Consider the following 13,302-nt stretch of genomic DNA (forward strand, 5'->3'; position numbering starts at 1 on the left):
CGTTCACTCCACGGTCACCGATTTGGCCAGGTTCCTGGGCTGGTCGACGTCCAGGCCCTTGGCGGAGGCCAGTTCGCAGGCGAAGACCTGGAGCGGGACGGTCGTGACCAGCGGCTGGAGCAGGGTCGGCACGGCCGGGACGCGGATCAGCGCGTCGGCGTAGGGCTCGACGGTGGTGTCGCCGTCCTCGCAGACGACGATCGTCATGGCGCCGCGGGCGCGGATCTCCTGGATGTTGGAGACGATCTTGTCGTGCAGCGTGGGCTCGCCCTGGGGCGAGGGGACCACCACGACGACCGGCAGCCCCTCTTCGATGAGGGCGATCGGGCCGTGTTTCAGTTCCCCGGCCGCGAAGCCCTCGGCGTGCATGTACGCCAGTTCCTTGAGCTTGAGCGCGCCCTCCATGGCCACCGGGTAGCCGACGTGGCGTCCCAGGAAGAGGACGCAACGCCGGCTCTTCAGGGAGCGGGCGAGTTCGCGTACCGGCTCGACGGTCGTCAGGACCGCCTCCACGTCGGCGGGCGCCTTGGACAGGCGCGTGAGGATCGCGGTGATCTCCTCGTCGGGGAGGGTGCTGCGCGACTGGGCCAGGTAGAGGGCCATCAGGTAGCAGGCGACCAGCTGGGTCAGGAACGCCTTCGTGGACGCGACCGCGATCTCCGGGCCCGCGTGGGTGTAGATCACCGCGTCGGCCTCGCGCGGGATGGTCGAGCCGTTGACGTTGCAGATCGCCAGGACCGCCGAGCCCTGCGCGCGGGCGTGCCGCAGGGCCATCAGGGTGTCCATCGTCTCGCCCGACTGCGAGATGACCACGATCAGGGTCCCGGACGACAGGATCGGGTCGCGGTAGCGGAACTCGCTGGCCAGTTCGACCTCACAGGGCAGCCCGGCCCAGCGTTCGACGGCGTGTTTGGCGATCAGGCCCGCGTGGTAGCTGGTGCCGCACGCCACGATGATCATTTTGTCGACGGTGCCGAGCGGCAGGCGGATCTCGTCCAGCCGGAGATGACCCTGCTCGTCGACGCGGCCCAGGAGCGTGTCGGCCACGGCCCGGGGCTGTTCGGCGATCTCCTTGAGCATGAAGTGGTCGTGGCCGCCCTTCTCGGCGGCCGAGGCGTCCCAGTCGACGACGAACTCGCGGCAGGAGACGGGGATCCCGTCGAAGTCGGTGATCGTCACGTCGTGCGCGCGCAGTTCGACGACCTGGTCCTGGCCCAGTTCGATGGCCCGCCGGGTGTGCGCGATGAAGGCCGACACGTCGGAGCCCAGGAAGTTCTCGCCGTCGCCCCGCCCGACGACCAGCGGTGAGTTGCGGCGGGCGCCGACGACCAGGTCGGGCTCGGCGGTGTCGACCGCGAGCAGCGTGAACGCCCCCTCCAGGCGGCGGCAGACCCGCCGCATCGCCTCGGCGAGCCCGGCGCCGGCGGCCCGTTCGTCCTCGATGAGGTGGGCGACGACCTCGGTGTCGGTGTCCGAGGCCAGGATGTGGCCCTTGGCGGCCAGATCGGCGCGCAGGGTGGCGAAGTTCTCGATGATCCCGTTGTGGATGACCGCGACCTGGGCGGGACAGTCGGTGTGCGGATGGGCGTTCAGGTCGGTCGGGGCCCCGTGGGTGGCCCAGCGGGTGTGCCCGATGCCGACGGTCGACTCGACCAGCGGCGTCTCGGCCAGCGCGGCCCGCAGATTGGCGAGCTTCCCAGCTCGTTTCTGTACGCTGAGCTTCCCGTTGACCAGGGCGATCCCGGCCGAGTCATAGCCGCGATACTCCAATCGGGCCAGGCCGTCGACGACGACGTCGATGGCGAGACGTGAGCCCACGTATCCGACAATCCCGCACATAGTTCGCCCCCAATCACTTATGGGACAGAACATTCCATTTCGCCAGTCCTGGAAACTCCACCGGCGGTCAAGATCGGGGTAGGGTTGGGCGTCGTGGCGGATCGCGACGCGTACGTCGAGCTGAACCGGGCCCAGTGGGGTGAGCTGCGGCGCAATACGCCGATGACGCTCACCGAGGCCGAACTCGAAGAGCTTCGAGGGGTCGACGACCCGATCGATCTGGCCGAGGTCACCGATATCTACCTGCCGCTGACCCGGCTGCTGAACCTCCATTTCACCGGCGCCCGGCAGCGCGGGGCCGCCGTCAGCACCTTCCTGGGCGACGACGCGGCGCCGCCGCCGTACATCCTGGGCATCGCCGGAAGCGTCGCGGTGGGCAAGTCGACGACGGCCCGCCTCCTGCACACCCTGCTCGCGCGCTGGCCCGAGCACCCCCGCGTCGACCTCGTCACCACCGACAGCTTCCTGCACCCCAACGCGCTGCTGGCCGAACGCGACATCATGCACCGCAAGGGCTTCCCCGAGAGCTACGACCGCCGCGCCCTGGTCAAGTTCGTCGCCGACGTGAAACGCGGCCGCCCCGAGGTGTACGCCCCGGTCTACTCCCACCTCGAATACGACATCGTCCCGGGAGCCCGGCAGATCGTCTCCAAGCCCGACATCCTCATCGTCGAGGGTCTCAACGTGCTCCAGCCCGCGCCGCCCACCGCGCTGGCCGTGAACGACTACTTCGACTTCTCGATCTACGTCGACGCCAGGGTCGAGGACATCCGCGGCTGGTACGTCGACCGTTTCCACAAGCTCCGGCGTACCGCGTTCTCCGACCCGAAGTCCTACTTCCGGCACATAGCCGAGCTCTCCGAAGACGAGGCCACGGTCTTCGCCAGGAACGTCTGGCGGGACATCAACGAGCGCAACCTGGTGGAGAACATCGCTCCCACCCGGGGACGGGCCGGCCTCATCCTCCAGAAGGGCCCCGACCACTCCATCAGAAGGATCCGGCTGAGGCGCGTCTGAGCCGCGACCATAATCGGTCGCGTGCTGCACATACGCGTGATCAGCCCCGCATCCGACACCGAGGGGGTCGTCGGGTGCCTGCGGGAGGCGACCGGAGTCACCAACGTGGTCGTCCTACCAGGAGTGGCCCGCTCGCCCGAAGGTGACCTCGTCGAGTTCGACGTGGCCCGCGAGGCCGCCAACGGGGTCATCGACTCGCTGCGCGGGCTCGGCATCGAGACCGAAGGGTCGATCGCGGTCGAGAAGATCGACATCGCCATCTCCGACGCCGCCGACCGGGCCCGTGAAGAGGCTCCCGGCGAGGGCGACGACGCGGTCGTGTGGGAGGAGCTCGCCGCGCGGGTGGCCGACGACAGCCGCATGACCTGGGCGTTCATCGTCTTCCTTGCCATCGCCACCCAGCTCGCCGCCATCGGGGTGCTGCTCAACTCGCCGATCCTGATCGTCGGGGCGATGGTCCTGGGGCCCGAGTTCGGGCCGATCGCGGCCGTGTGTTTCGGGCTGCTCCAGCGGGAGTTCGGGCTGATCGGGGCGGCGCTCCGCAACCTGCTCATCGGGTTCGCCGTGGCCATCGCGGTCACCCTGGCCTGCGCGCTGGTGGCGCGGGGGCTCGGCTGGATCGAGCCGTCCATGATCGCTGAGGGGAACACCGAAGAGGTGAACTTCATCGTCAAGCCCGACCGGTGGTCGTTCATCGTCGCCCTGCTGGCCGGGGTCGCCGGGGTGCTGTCGGTCACGGCGGGGAAGTCGTCGTCGCTGGTCGGCGTGTTCATCTCGGTCACCACCGTCCCGGCCGCCGGATACGCCGCCGTCGCGGTCGCCCTCGGCGACTGGGCCGAAGTCGGTCACGCCGCACTGCAACTCGGGGTGAACATCCTCGGCATGGTCATCGCGGGCACGCTCACCCTGCTGGTCCAGCGCGTCCTCTGGGGACGGTACGGCGAGCGCGTCGGCCCGCGACCCAGGTCTGACCCATGAGTCATTCTTACGGCCGACGACCCGTCGTGGAGTGAGGGAGTACTGTCCCGATCATGACCATCCTCGCCACCGAGGCACTCACCAAGCGATACCCCCGGGTCACCGCGCTCGACCGGCTCACGGTCAGCGTCGGCACCGGGGTGACCGGGCTGGTGGGCGCCAACGGCGCGGGCAAGTCCACGCTGATCAAAATCCTTCTCGGGCTGGTCCCGGCGAGCGAGGGCTCGGCCCGGGTGCTCGGCCTCGACCCGGCCACGCAGGGGCAGGAGATCCGCCGCTCCGTCGGCTACATGCCGGAGCACGACTGCCTGCCGCCCGACCAGTCCGCGACCGAGTTCGTCGTGCACATGGCCCGCATGTCCGGCCTGCCGCGCACCGCCGCCCGTGAGCGGGCCGCCGACACGCTGCGCCACGTCGGTCTCCAGGAGGAGCGCTACCGTCCGATCGGGGGCTACTCGACCGGCATGAAGCAGCGGGTCAAGCTGGCCCAGGCGCTCGTCCACGACCCCAAAGTGATCTTTCTCGACGAGCCGACCAACGGCCTCGACCCGCAGGGCCGCGACGAGATGCTGCGGCTGGTCCACCGCATCGGCACCGAGTTCGGCATCAGCGTCCTGGTCTGCTCCCACCTGCTCGGTGAGCTCGAACGCATCTGCGACCACGTGATCGTCATCGAGGGCGGGCGGCTGCTGCGCGCCTCGGCGATCGGCGAGCTCACCCAGGCCTCCCAGGTGATCTCCGTGGAGGTCGAGGAGGGCATGGAGAAGCTGGCCGCGCGGCTGACCGAGGCGGGCGAGACCGTCGCCGTCGAGGGGCGCGCGCTGATGGTGCAGGCCCGCGCCGACGAGACCTACGACCTGCTCAGAGACGCGGTCGTCGACCTGGAACTCAACCTGGTCCGGCTGGAACAGCGGCACGCCCGCATTGAGGATGTGTTCCGATGAGTCAGCCCACCGGCGTCATCCATGACATCGGTTACCGCCACTACGACGGGCCCCGCCTCGGGCGCGGCGGCGCCGCCGTGGCCCTGGGCGTGCACAGCCTGCGCGGGACCTTCGGGCTGGGGCGGACGTTCAAGTCGAAGATCATGCCGTTCCTGCTGTTCGGGGCCATGATGCTGCCGGCGGTGGTGTCGATCGCGATCATGGCGCTGCTCAAGCAGCAGCCGATGCGCTATCCCGACTACATCGTCTTCATGCAGCCGATCATCGCGATCTTCCTGGCCGCGCAGTCGCCCGTGCTGGTCGCGCCCGACCTGCGCCACAAGGTGATCCCGCTCTACCTGTCGCGGCCCATCACGATCGTCGACTACATCGGGGCCAAGCTCGCGGCGATGATCGCGGCGCTGCTGATCCTGATGGTGGTGCCGATCACCGTGCAGTTCGTCGGCGAACTGCTGATCGACATGCCCGGACCGCCCTACACCTCCGACTACCTGGCCGCGCTGGGCACGTCGGTGATCGGCGCGGTGCTGCTGGCCTCGGTCGGGCTGACGCTCGCCTCGTTCACGCCGCGCCGCGGGCTCGGGGTGGCGTCGGTGATCGCGTTCTACATGTTCACGCTGGCCGCCTCCGCGGTGCTCTCCGGGGTCTTCATGAGCGAGGGCTACAGCGGCGCCGCCCAGTGGAGCATCCTGATCAACCCGTTCTTCCTGATCAACGCCGTCCAGACCAATCTGTTCGGCACCCAGCCGGTCTACGGCGACGCCTATCCGGCCGGGGCGGGCCCCATCCTGCTCGTCGTCGCCGTGGTGGCCCTCGCCCTGGCCGCGATCTACGCCCGCTACCGGAAGGCGCTGGCCGCATGAGCGTGATCGAGATCCGGCAGGTCAGCCGCTGGTACGGCAACGTCGTCGCGGTCAACGACGTGACGATGACGATCGGCCCCGGCGTGACCGGCCTGCTCGGCCCCAACGGCGCCGGCAAGTCGACCCTGCTCCACCTGATGGCCGGTTTCCTCCAGCCCTCCGGCGGCACGGTCACGCTCGACGCCAAGCCGATCTGGAAGAACTACGACGTCTACCGCACGATCGGCCTGGTGCCCGAGAAGGAGGGCGTCTACGGCTTCCTCACCGGCTGGCAGTTCGTGCAGTCGGCGGCCCGCCTCCACGGCCTCGGCGACGACGCGGCCGAGCGGGCCATCAAACAGGTCGACATGGTGGACGCGAAGGACCGGCGCATCGAGACCTACTCCAAGGGCATGCGGCAGCGCATCAAGGTCGCCGGGGCGCTCGTCCACGAGCCCGCCGTGCTGCTGCTCGACGAGCCGTTCAACGGCATGGACCCGCGCCAGCGCCTCCACCTGATGGACCTGGTCCGCGAGCTCGGCGCGGCCGGCAAGACGATCGTGTTCAGCTCCCACATCCTCGAAGAGGTCGAGCGGGTCGCCCAGCAGATCGAGGTCATGGTCGCCGGGCGCCACGCCGCCTCCGGCGACTACCGGGAGATCCGGCGGCGGATGACCGACCGGCCCCACCTGTTCCGGGTCCGCTCCTCCGACGACCGGCGGCTGGCGGCCGCGCTGATCGCCGACACCGCCTCGGGCGGGGTCTCGTTCACGCCGCAGGGCCTGGAGGTCCGCACCGAGGACTTCCGGCGCTTCACCCACCAGCTCCCGAGGCTCGCCCGCGACCTGGGCGTCCGCCTGTGGCAGGTGTCCCCGACCGACGAAGACCTGGAAAGCGTCTTCTCCTACCTGAGCGGCCGATCATGAACACCGTCGTCGCGTCCATCACCTACCGGGCCATGCTGGGCCGCAAGCGCGTCTGGCTGCTGGCCCTGCTGCCCATCTCGCTGATCGCGATCGCGTTCCTGTTCCGCTTCATCGGGGGCGGCGACGAGAGCGTCGCGGTCGAGCTCATGAGCACCTTCGCGATCGGCACCATGCTGCCCCTGCTGGGCCTGATCGCCGGAACCGGGGTGATCGCGCCGGAGATCGAAGACGGCACGATCATCCACCTGATGTCGAAGCCGATCTCGCGTCCGGTGATCGCGTTCACCAAATACCTCGTGGCGGCGTCGCTGATGGTGGGGTTCTCGGTGATCCCGACCTACATCGCGGCCTACGTCCTGATCGGCTCCGAATCGGGGATCGCCGCCGGGTTCGCCCTGGGCTCCCTGTTCGCCGGAATCGCCTACGCCGCGGTCTTCTTCCTCCTCGGAGTGGTCTCCCGGCACGCCGTCACCATCGGAGTCATCTACGCTCTCGTGTGGGAAGGGCTGATCGGCGGGTATGTGCCGGGGGCCCGGCGCTTCTCCATTCAGCAGTGGGCCCAGTCGATCGCCGACCAGGTGACGACCTCGGCCTTCATGAAGTCGGAGGTGGCGCTGAGCTTCGCCGTCCCGGCCATGGCGATCGTCGTGGTCGGATCGGTGATCTGGGCGGGTCAGCGACTAAGGGTGCTCTCACTCACGGGGGACGAGTGATCGTCGGTATCGGGGTCGACCTGGTGGACGTGGCGCGGTTCGCGGCCACCCTGGAACGCCGTCCCGCACTGCGGGAACGCCTCTTCACGGAGGTGGAACTCCAGGGCCGCTCGGTGTCCACCGGGCTGGTCTCCGGCCAGTCCGGGGCCCTGTGCACCGGCCACGCCGGAGACGAACTCTGCGGCGAGACCTTCGCCGACGCGGGCCGCGACGTCCCGGTGGCGTCCCTGGCGGCGCGCTTCGCGGCCAAAGAGGCCGTGGCGAAGTCGCTGGGCGGCCCGCCGGGCCTGGCCCACCGCGAGGCCGAGGTCGTCGTGGGGGAACACGGCCGGCCGGTGCTGATGGTCAGCGGCCGGGCCGAGGAGATCGCGGGCGAACTCGGGGTCCGCAGCTGGCACCTGTCCCTGAGCCACGACGGGGGGTTCGCGGTCGCCTATGTGATCGCGGAGGGCTGACCGCCGTCGTCAGGGGAATTCGGTCGCTCCGTTACGGCTCCGCCTACCCTGGCACCGCCCGCCGACCAGGTGGCGGACCGTCACCTGACGCTCCTCAGCCGCTCATGTGAAGCGCCGCAACGGCCGAGCTTTGACCGGCGCCGAGGGGCCGGTTGATCGCCGAGGCCTTCGGGATAGCGTCGAGTACATGTGGACCGCTTTCACCAGTGATCAGGTCAGGCAGGCCGAGCACGCGCTGATGGCCACGGTGCCCGACGGCGAGCTCATGCAGCGGGCGGCCTCCGGGCTCGCCGCGATCTGCGCGAGGCTGTTGCCGGGGGTCTACGGCTCCCGGGTCGTCCTGCTCGTGGGGAGCGGGGACAACGGCGGCGACGCGCTCTACGCCGGGGCGCGGCTCGCGGGCCGGGGGGCCCGGGTGGAGGCGGTGCTCGCGGGGAGCAAGACCCACGAGGGCGGGCTCGCGGCGCTCAAGAGGGCCGGTGGCCGGGTCGTCCAGCCGGGGGAGGTCGGGACGCCCGACCTGATCCTCGACGGGCTGCTCGGGATCGGCGGCAAGGGCGCGTTGCGGGAGCCGTTCGTCACGCTCGCCCGGATCGCCGCCGAGTCGGGGGCCATGGTCGTCGCGGTCGACATCCCCAGCGGTGTGGATTCCAGTACGGGTGAGGTCGCGGGGGAGGCCGTCAGAGCCCACGTCACCGTCACCTTCGGGGCGCGGAAGGCCGGGCTGCTCGTCGATCCGGGGGCCGAGCGGGCGGGTGTCGTCGAGTTCGTCGACATCGGGCTGGCGGACTATCTGCCCGAACCCGAGCTGACCGCGCTGACCGGCCACGATGTGGCCCGGCTGCTGCCGGTGCCGGGGATCGAGTCGGACAAGTACCGGCGCGGGGTCGTCGGGGTCCTCGCCGGGAGCGACCGCTTCGCGGGGGCGGCCGTGCTCGCCGTCGGCGGGGCGGTCAGGTCGGGCGCCGGGATGGTCAGGTTCGCCGGGCCGGAAGACGCCGTCCACCAGGTCAGGGCCCGGTGGCCCGAGGCGATCACAACCGTTCTCGACGGCGATCCGGTACACCAGGTCGGCCGGGTGCAGGCGTGGGTGCTGGGGCCCGGAATGGGGACCGACGAGCGGGCTCAGCGGATCGTCGCCGAGGTGCTCGGCACCGATCTGCCGGTGATCGTCGACGCCGACGCGCTCACCGTCGTGTCCCAGAACCCCAAGCTGCTGCACCGCCAGGCCCCCACGCTGATCACCCCGCACGCCGGTGAGCTGGGCAGACTCCTGGGCGTCGACCCTCGCGAGGTCGAGGCCAGACGGGTCGAACACGCCCTGAAGGCGGTGGAGGAGCTCCAGGTGACCGTCCTGCTCAAGGGGTCGACCACGCTGGTCGCCGAGAAGGGCAGGTCGCTCCGCGTCAACACCACCGGCACCCCGTGGCTGGCCACGGCCGGGACGGGCGACGTCCTGTCGGGCATTTCGGGGACGCTGCTGGCCGCCGGACTGGCCCCCTACGACGCCGGAAGCGTGGCGGCTTTCCTCCACGGCGAGGCCGCCCGCAAGGCCGCCAGGGGTGCCCCTATCGCCGCACTCGATGTGGCCATCTCGTTGCCGGATGTGATCCGGCACCTCCGTACGGCTGCAAATATGGAGTCATGAGCAGCAGCTTCGTCACTCCTGCCGAGGCCAGGGTCGACCTGTCCGCCATCCGTCACAACGCCGCCCTTCTGAAGGAGGCCGCGGGCGGGGCCGAGCTGATGGCGGCCGTCAAGGCCGATGCCTACGGCCACGGTCTGGTCCCCTGCGCGGAGGCCGCGCTGGCGGGTGGGGCGTCCAGTCTGGGGGTCGCCACGATCCGCGAGGCCATCGCACTGCGTGACGGCGGGGTCATCGCGCCGGTGCTGGCGTGGCTGATCCCGCCGGGGGAGCCGATAGACGAGGCCGTGGCGCGGCACATCGACCTGTCGGCCGGGGCGCCGTGGCTGGTCGAGGAGATCGCGGCTTCGGTGCGACGTACCGGAAAGACGGTCAATGTCCACCTCAAGGTGGACACGGGCATCTCCCGGGGCGGCGCCTCCGCCGCCGACTGGCCCCATCTGGTCGAGACCGCGCTCAAGGCGCAGGCCGAGGGGCTGATCGTGATCGACGGCGTCTGGTCCCATTTCGCGTGCGCCGACATCCCCGGGCACCCGTCGATCGAGGCCCAGCTCAGGGCCTTCGACGAGGCCTCCGACCTGGCCAGGAAGGCGGGCATCACCGCCCGCAGGCACATCGCCAACTCGGCCGCCATCGTCACCCTGCCGCAGGCCCACTACGACCTGGTCAGGCCCGGCATCGCGCTCTACGGCCTCAGCCCGATCCCCGAGATGGGCGACTTCGGCCTGCGGCCCGCGATGACCCTCACCGCCAAGCTCGCCCTCGTCAAGCGCGTCCCGAAGGGCACCGGCGTCTCCTACGGCCACCTCTACACCACCGAGGCCGACACGACGCTTGGCCTGATCCCCGTGGGGTACGCGGACGGAATCATGCGAAATGCCACCAATCGGGCCCATGTGCTCGTCAACGACCGGCGCTTCACCATCGCCGGTCGCGTCTGCATGGACCAGTTCACCGTCGACCTGGGAGACCATCCCGCAGCCGAGGGGGACGAGGTTGTCCTTTTCGGGCCAGGCGATAGAAATGAACCCACATGTCAGGAATGGGCGGATTCCCTCGGGACGATCACTCATGAGATCGTGACGAGAATCGGTGCCCGGGTGCCACGTGTACACGTGCGGCAAGGAGAGCGGGAATGACAGTTCGGCGCACAGCCGGCATCGCGGGGATCGTCATCGGCGCGGCCTCCGCGGGGGTGGCCGCGGCCGCCCTGGCCAAGCGCTACGCCGTCGGCCGCATCCGCTTGCGGCCCGACCTGGAGGCCAGTGAGCCCTTCGGGGAGCTCCACGGCACCACCGCCCGGGTCGTCACCTCCGACAACCTCACCCTCGCCGCCGAGGTCGACGGCCCCGCCGACGCCCCGCTGACCATCGTGCTCTGCCACGGCTACTGCCTGACCTCCGACTCGTGGCACTACCAGTGGCGGATGCTGCGCGAGAAATACCGCGTCGTCGTCTGGGACCAGCGCTGTCACGGCCAGTCCGAGCGGGCGCTCGACGTCGACCAGTCGATCGACCGCCTGGGTGAGGACCTCGCGCAGGTCATCGACGACCTCGTCCCGGGGCCGTGTGTGCTGGTCGGCCACTCGATGGGCGGCATGACGATCATGGCGCTGGCCGACGAGCGGCCCGAGCTGTTCGGCGACAAGATCAAGGGCGTCGCGCTCATCTCGACCTCCGCAGGGAAGCTGGCCGAGCTCAGCCTCGGCATGCCCGCCCTGGTCGCCAAGCTGGTCCACAAGGCCACCCCGACGGCCGTTGCGGTCATGAAAAAGAAGGCCGCGCTCGTCGACCGGGGGCGCCAGGCCGGCAACGACATCTCGTTCCTGCTGCTGCGCCACCTCGGCTTCGGCGACTCCACCAAGGTCAGCCCGACCCTGGTCGACTTCGCCGAGTCGATGATCCGGGCCACGCCCTCCGACGTGATCGCCGGTTTCTACCCGGCGCTCATGTCACATGACAAGCTGAAGGCGCTCGACGTGCTGAACAAGGTGCCGACGTCTATCATCGTCGGCGACCGTGACTGGCTGACCCCGCCCGAGCACAGCCGGGCGATCGCGGCGGCCGTCCCGACGGCGACGCTGACCATGGTGAGCGACAGTTCCCACCTGGTTCAGCTCGAGTGCCCGGGAATCGTGAACGACGCCCTGATCGACCTGATCGAACGGGCGGAACAGGGGGAGCGGTGAAGGAGCCTGCGGCCACGGCCGAGGACATGCGCGCGCTCGGCGTGAAGATCGCCGGGCTGCTGCGGGCGGGCGATCTGGTCGTGCTGACCGGCCCGTTGGGCGCGGGGAAGACGACTCTGACCCAGGGGATAGGCGAGGGGCTGAAGGTACGCGGCCCGATCACCTCGCCGACCTTCGTGATCGCCCGGGTGCATCCGTCGCTGTCCGGGGGCCCCGCCCTCGTCCACGCCGACGCCTATCGCCTGGGCGGCGCGCTGGAGGTCGACGACCTCGACCTCGACGCCTCGCTGGCCGATTCGGTCACCGTGGTCGAGTGGGGCGAGGGTCTCGTGGAGGGGCTTTCGGACGAACGGCTTGAGATCGTGATCGACCGGGACGACTCCGACGAGAGTAGGTATGTCCTGCTACGGGGTGTTGGGGATCGTTGGTCGGAAATTCCGGTGGTGACGATCTAGTACGTTCCTGCTTGGAGCCTTCCACCCAACCGCCGATTCGTTAGAAAATGAAGATCTTTGCTGATGGATTGGCCTAGATTTTCTGGGTAATGGTCGGCGGTGGGAGGGGTGGGCCATGAACGCTTTATCGAGGGCCGCGTTGACCGGGGTGGTGTTACTCGGAGTCGCCGGCTGTTCCGCTGAGGCGGGGGTCGAGCCCGAGCCGTCCATCACGGTGACCGTGCCGACGCCGACGATCACCGCGACCGTGCCGCCGAGGCAGGAGGTCAGGGTCGTCGTCGAGCCCAAGGAGATCCAGGGCGGCCAGTCCCGCAACATCCGGGTCACCGCCTACTGCCCGCCCGCTCTGCCGGGCACCAACTACCAGGCCAGCGCTCACTCCGACGCCTTCACCGGCATCGTGAGCCTGCTGGCCCCGGCGCCCGAGACCCCCGCGCCGTCCCCCGCCCCCGCGCCCCGGCTGACCGGCGTGGCCGTGCTCAAGGCCAGCGCCAAGGCCGGCGGCTACCGCGTCGAGGTGCGCTGCTCGGCCACCAACGACATCGGCAACGCCCGCCTCCAGGTTGTGCGCGGCGGGACCGTCACCGACGAGGAGACCCGCTTCCCGACCAAGGCGCCCGGCGCCGGTGGCGGCGGCACGGCGGCCGGTGGTCCCACCGACGACTCGGGCGTGCCGGTCGCTCCGTTCGCCATCGGGCTCCTCGCCGTGGCCGGTGTCGGCATCGCGGCGGCCCGCAGGCGCGCCCGGGGCTGAGCCTTGGCCGTCTCCACCCGGATGGTCGTCGCGGCGGTCGTCTCGGGGTTCGTCCTGTTCGCCCTGACCAAGCCCGACACGGCCGAGGTCGACGGCGCGCGCGGTAAAGCCGTGCCCGAACGCATCGACATCCCCGTCCTCCACATGAAGGCCCCGCTGATCAAGCTCGGCCTGACCGGAGGCGGGGAGGTCGAGCTGCCGCCGTACGAAAAGCCGAAGATCGCCGGTTGGTACGAGGGCAGCGCCGTCCCCGGCGACAAGGGCGCCGCCGTGATCATCGGACACGTCGACACCAAGACCGCGCCCGCCGTCTTCTACCGGCTCCGCGAGCTCAAGAAGGGCGCGGTCGTCAAAGTGGTCAGGTCCGACGGCAAGACGATCTCCTACCGGGTCGACGCCGTCGAGCAGATCCCCAAGGAGCACTTCCCCGCAGAGAAGGTCTATCTGGGCGAGGGGCTGCGTCTGGTCACGTGTGGCGGGCAGTTCGACTGGGACGCCCACGAGTACAAGGACAACGTGATCGTGTACGCCTCCCGCTCCTGAGCA

The 13,302-nt window shown here is 69.9% G+C and carries 14 protein-coding genes; 13 read left to right on the forward strand and 1 reads right to left on the reverse strand.

What is annotated here, in order from left to right; all coding sequences use genetic code 11:
* Window positions 1-3: 3 nt before the first annotated feature.
* Entirely contained in the window at window positions 4-1,872 is a 1,869-nt protein-coding gene (gene glmS / locus ACYQ78_RS31125; RefSeq protein ID WP_459804508.1) for a glutamine--fructose-6-phosphate transaminase (isomerizing), read from the reverse strand.
* Window positions 1,873-1,932: 60 nt separating this feature from the next.
* On the opposite strand from glmS, the gene coaA reads away from it, so the two are divergent.
* The 13 genes from coaA (at window position 1,933) to ACYQ78_RS31190 (ending at window position 13,299) form a co-directional block, all read left to right on the forward strand.
* Window positions 1,933-2,856: a type I pantothenate kinase gene (coaA, locus tag ACYQ78_RS31130; protein ID WP_459804509.1), complete on the forward strand. Its 924-nt coding sequence runs from the start codon at window positions 1,933-1,935 to the stop codon at window positions 2,854-2,856.
* Between the two features lie 21 nt (window positions 2,857-2,877).
* Complete coding sequence (locus ACYQ78_RS31135) at window positions 2,878-3,834, forward strand: DUF389 domain-containing protein (RefSeq protein ID WP_459804510.1); 957 nt, start codon at window positions 2,878-2,880, stop codon at window positions 3,832-3,834.
* 53 nt (window positions 3,835-3,887) lie between these two features.
* Window positions 3,888-4,778: an ABC transporter ATP-binding protein gene (locus tag ACYQ78_RS31140; RefSeq protein ID WP_459804511.1), complete on the forward strand. Its 891-nt coding sequence runs from the start codon at window positions 3,888-3,890 to the stop codon at window positions 4,776-4,778.
* Window positions 4,775-5,641: an ABC transporter permease gene (locus ACYQ78_RS31145; protein ID WP_459804512.1), complete on the forward strand. Its 867-nt coding sequence runs from the start codon at window positions 4,775-4,777 to the stop codon at window positions 5,639-5,641. Before ACYQ78_RS31140 ends, ACYQ78_RS31145 begins: the two co-directional genes overlap by 4 nt.
* The gene (locus tag ACYQ78_RS31150; RefSeq protein ID WP_459804513.1) at window positions 5,638-6,546 is read left to right on the forward strand and encodes an ABC transporter ATP-binding protein; all 909 of its coding nucleotides are present in this window, start codon (window positions 5,638-5,640) and stop codon (window positions 6,544-6,546) included. The genes ACYQ78_RS31145 and ACYQ78_RS31150 overlap by 4 nt, the downstream gene beginning before the upstream one ends.
* Window positions 6,543-7,259 carry an ABC transporter permease gene (locus ACYQ78_RS31155; RefSeq protein WP_459804514.1) on the forward strand — a complete coding sequence of 239 codons (717 nt, stop codon included), beginning with the start codon at window positions 6,543-6,545 and terminating at the stop codon, window positions 7,257-7,259. The genes ACYQ78_RS31150 and ACYQ78_RS31155 overlap by 4 nt, the downstream gene beginning before the upstream one ends.
* On the forward strand, window positions 7,256-7,714 hold the full coding sequence (locus tag ACYQ78_RS31160; RefSeq protein WP_459804515.1) for a holo-ACP synthase: 459 nt from the start codon (window positions 7,256-7,258) through the stop codon (window positions 7,712-7,714). Before ACYQ78_RS31155 ends, ACYQ78_RS31160 begins: the two co-directional genes overlap by 4 nt.
* Before the next feature lie 187 nt (window positions 7,715-7,901).
* On the forward strand, window positions 7,902-9,362 hold the full coding sequence (locus ACYQ78_RS31165; RefSeq protein ID WP_459804516.1) for an NAD(P)H-hydrate dehydratase: 1,461 nt from the start codon (window positions 7,902-7,904) through the stop codon (window positions 9,360-9,362).
* On the forward strand, window positions 9,359-10,498 hold the full coding sequence (gene alr, locus ACYQ78_RS31170) for an alanine racemase (RefSeq protein WP_459804517.1): 1,140 nt from the start codon (window positions 9,359-9,361) through the stop codon (window positions 10,496-10,498). Before ACYQ78_RS31165 ends, alr begins: the two co-directional genes overlap by 4 nt.
* Window positions 10,495-11,547, forward strand: coding sequence for an alpha/beta fold hydrolase (locus tag ACYQ78_RS31175; RefSeq protein ID WP_459804518.1), 1,053 nt, complete (start codon window positions 10,495-10,497; stop codon window positions 11,545-11,547). The genes alr and ACYQ78_RS31175 overlap by 4 nt, the downstream gene beginning before the upstream one ends.
* 26 nt (window positions 11,548-11,573) lie before the next feature.
* The gene (gene tsaE, locus ACYQ78_RS31180; protein ID WP_459804570.1) at window positions 11,574-12,002 is read left to right on the forward strand and encodes a tRNA (adenosine(37)-N6)-threonylcarbamoyltransferase complex ATPase subunit type 1 TsaE; all 429 of its coding nucleotides are present in this window, start codon (window positions 11,574-11,576) and stop codon (window positions 12,000-12,002) included.
* A gap of 115 nt (window positions 12,003-12,117) precedes the next feature.
* Entirely contained in the window at window positions 12,118-12,756 is a 639-nt protein-coding gene (locus ACYQ78_RS31185) for a hypothetical protein (protein ID WP_459804519.1), read from the forward strand.
* Between the two features lie 3 nt (window positions 12,757-12,759).
* Complete coding sequence (locus tag ACYQ78_RS31190) at window positions 12,760-13,299, forward strand: class F sortase (RefSeq protein ID WP_459804520.1); 540 nt, start codon at window positions 12,760-12,762, stop codon at window positions 13,297-13,299.
* The last annotated feature ends 3 nt before the right edge of the window (window positions 13,300-13,302 follow it).

It is taken from the genome of Herbidospora sp. RD11066 (assembly GCF_054661255.1).

Excerpts from the sequence above, each read along its gene's own strand:
- glmS (WP_459804508.1), bottom strand. The coding sequence starts at position 1,872 with ATGTTCTGTCCCATAAGTGATTGGGGGCGAACTATGTGCGGGATTGTC.
- ACYQ78_RS31140 (WP_459804511.1), top strand. The coding sequence starts at position 3,888 with ATGACCATCCTCGCCACCGAGGCACTCACCAAGCGATACCCCCGGGTC.
- ACYQ78_RS31145 (WP_459804512.1), top strand. The coding sequence starts at position 4,775 with ATGAGTCAGCCCACCGGCGTCATCCATGACATCGGTTACCGCCACTAC.
- ACYQ78_RS31150 (WP_459804513.1), top strand. The coding sequence starts at position 5,638 with ATGAGCGTGATCGAGATCCGGCAGGTCAGCCGCTGGTACGGCAACGTC.
- ACYQ78_RS31155 (WP_459804514.1), top strand. The coding sequence starts at position 6,543 with ATGAACACCGTCGTCGCGTCCATCACCTACCGGGCCATGCTGGGCCGC.
- ACYQ78_RS31165 (WP_459804516.1), top strand. The coding sequence starts at position 7,902 with ATGTGGACCGCTTTCACCAGTGATCAGGTCAGGCAGGCCGAGCACGCG.
- alr (WP_459804517.1), top strand. The coding sequence starts at position 9,359 with ATGAGCAGCAGCTTCGTCACTCCTGCCGAGGCCAGGGTCGACCTGTCC.
- ACYQ78_RS31175 (WP_459804518.1), top strand. The coding sequence starts at position 10,495 with ATGACAGTTCGGCGCACAGCCGGCATCGCGGGGATCGTCATCGGCGCG.
- tsaE (WP_459804570.1), top strand. The coding sequence starts at position 11,574 with ATGCGCGCGCTCGGCGTGAAGATCGCCGGGCTGCTGCGGGCGGGCGAT.
- ACYQ78_RS31185 (WP_459804519.1), top strand. The coding sequence starts at position 12,118 with ATGAACGCTTTATCGAGGGCCGCGTTGACCGGGGTGGTGTTACTCGGA.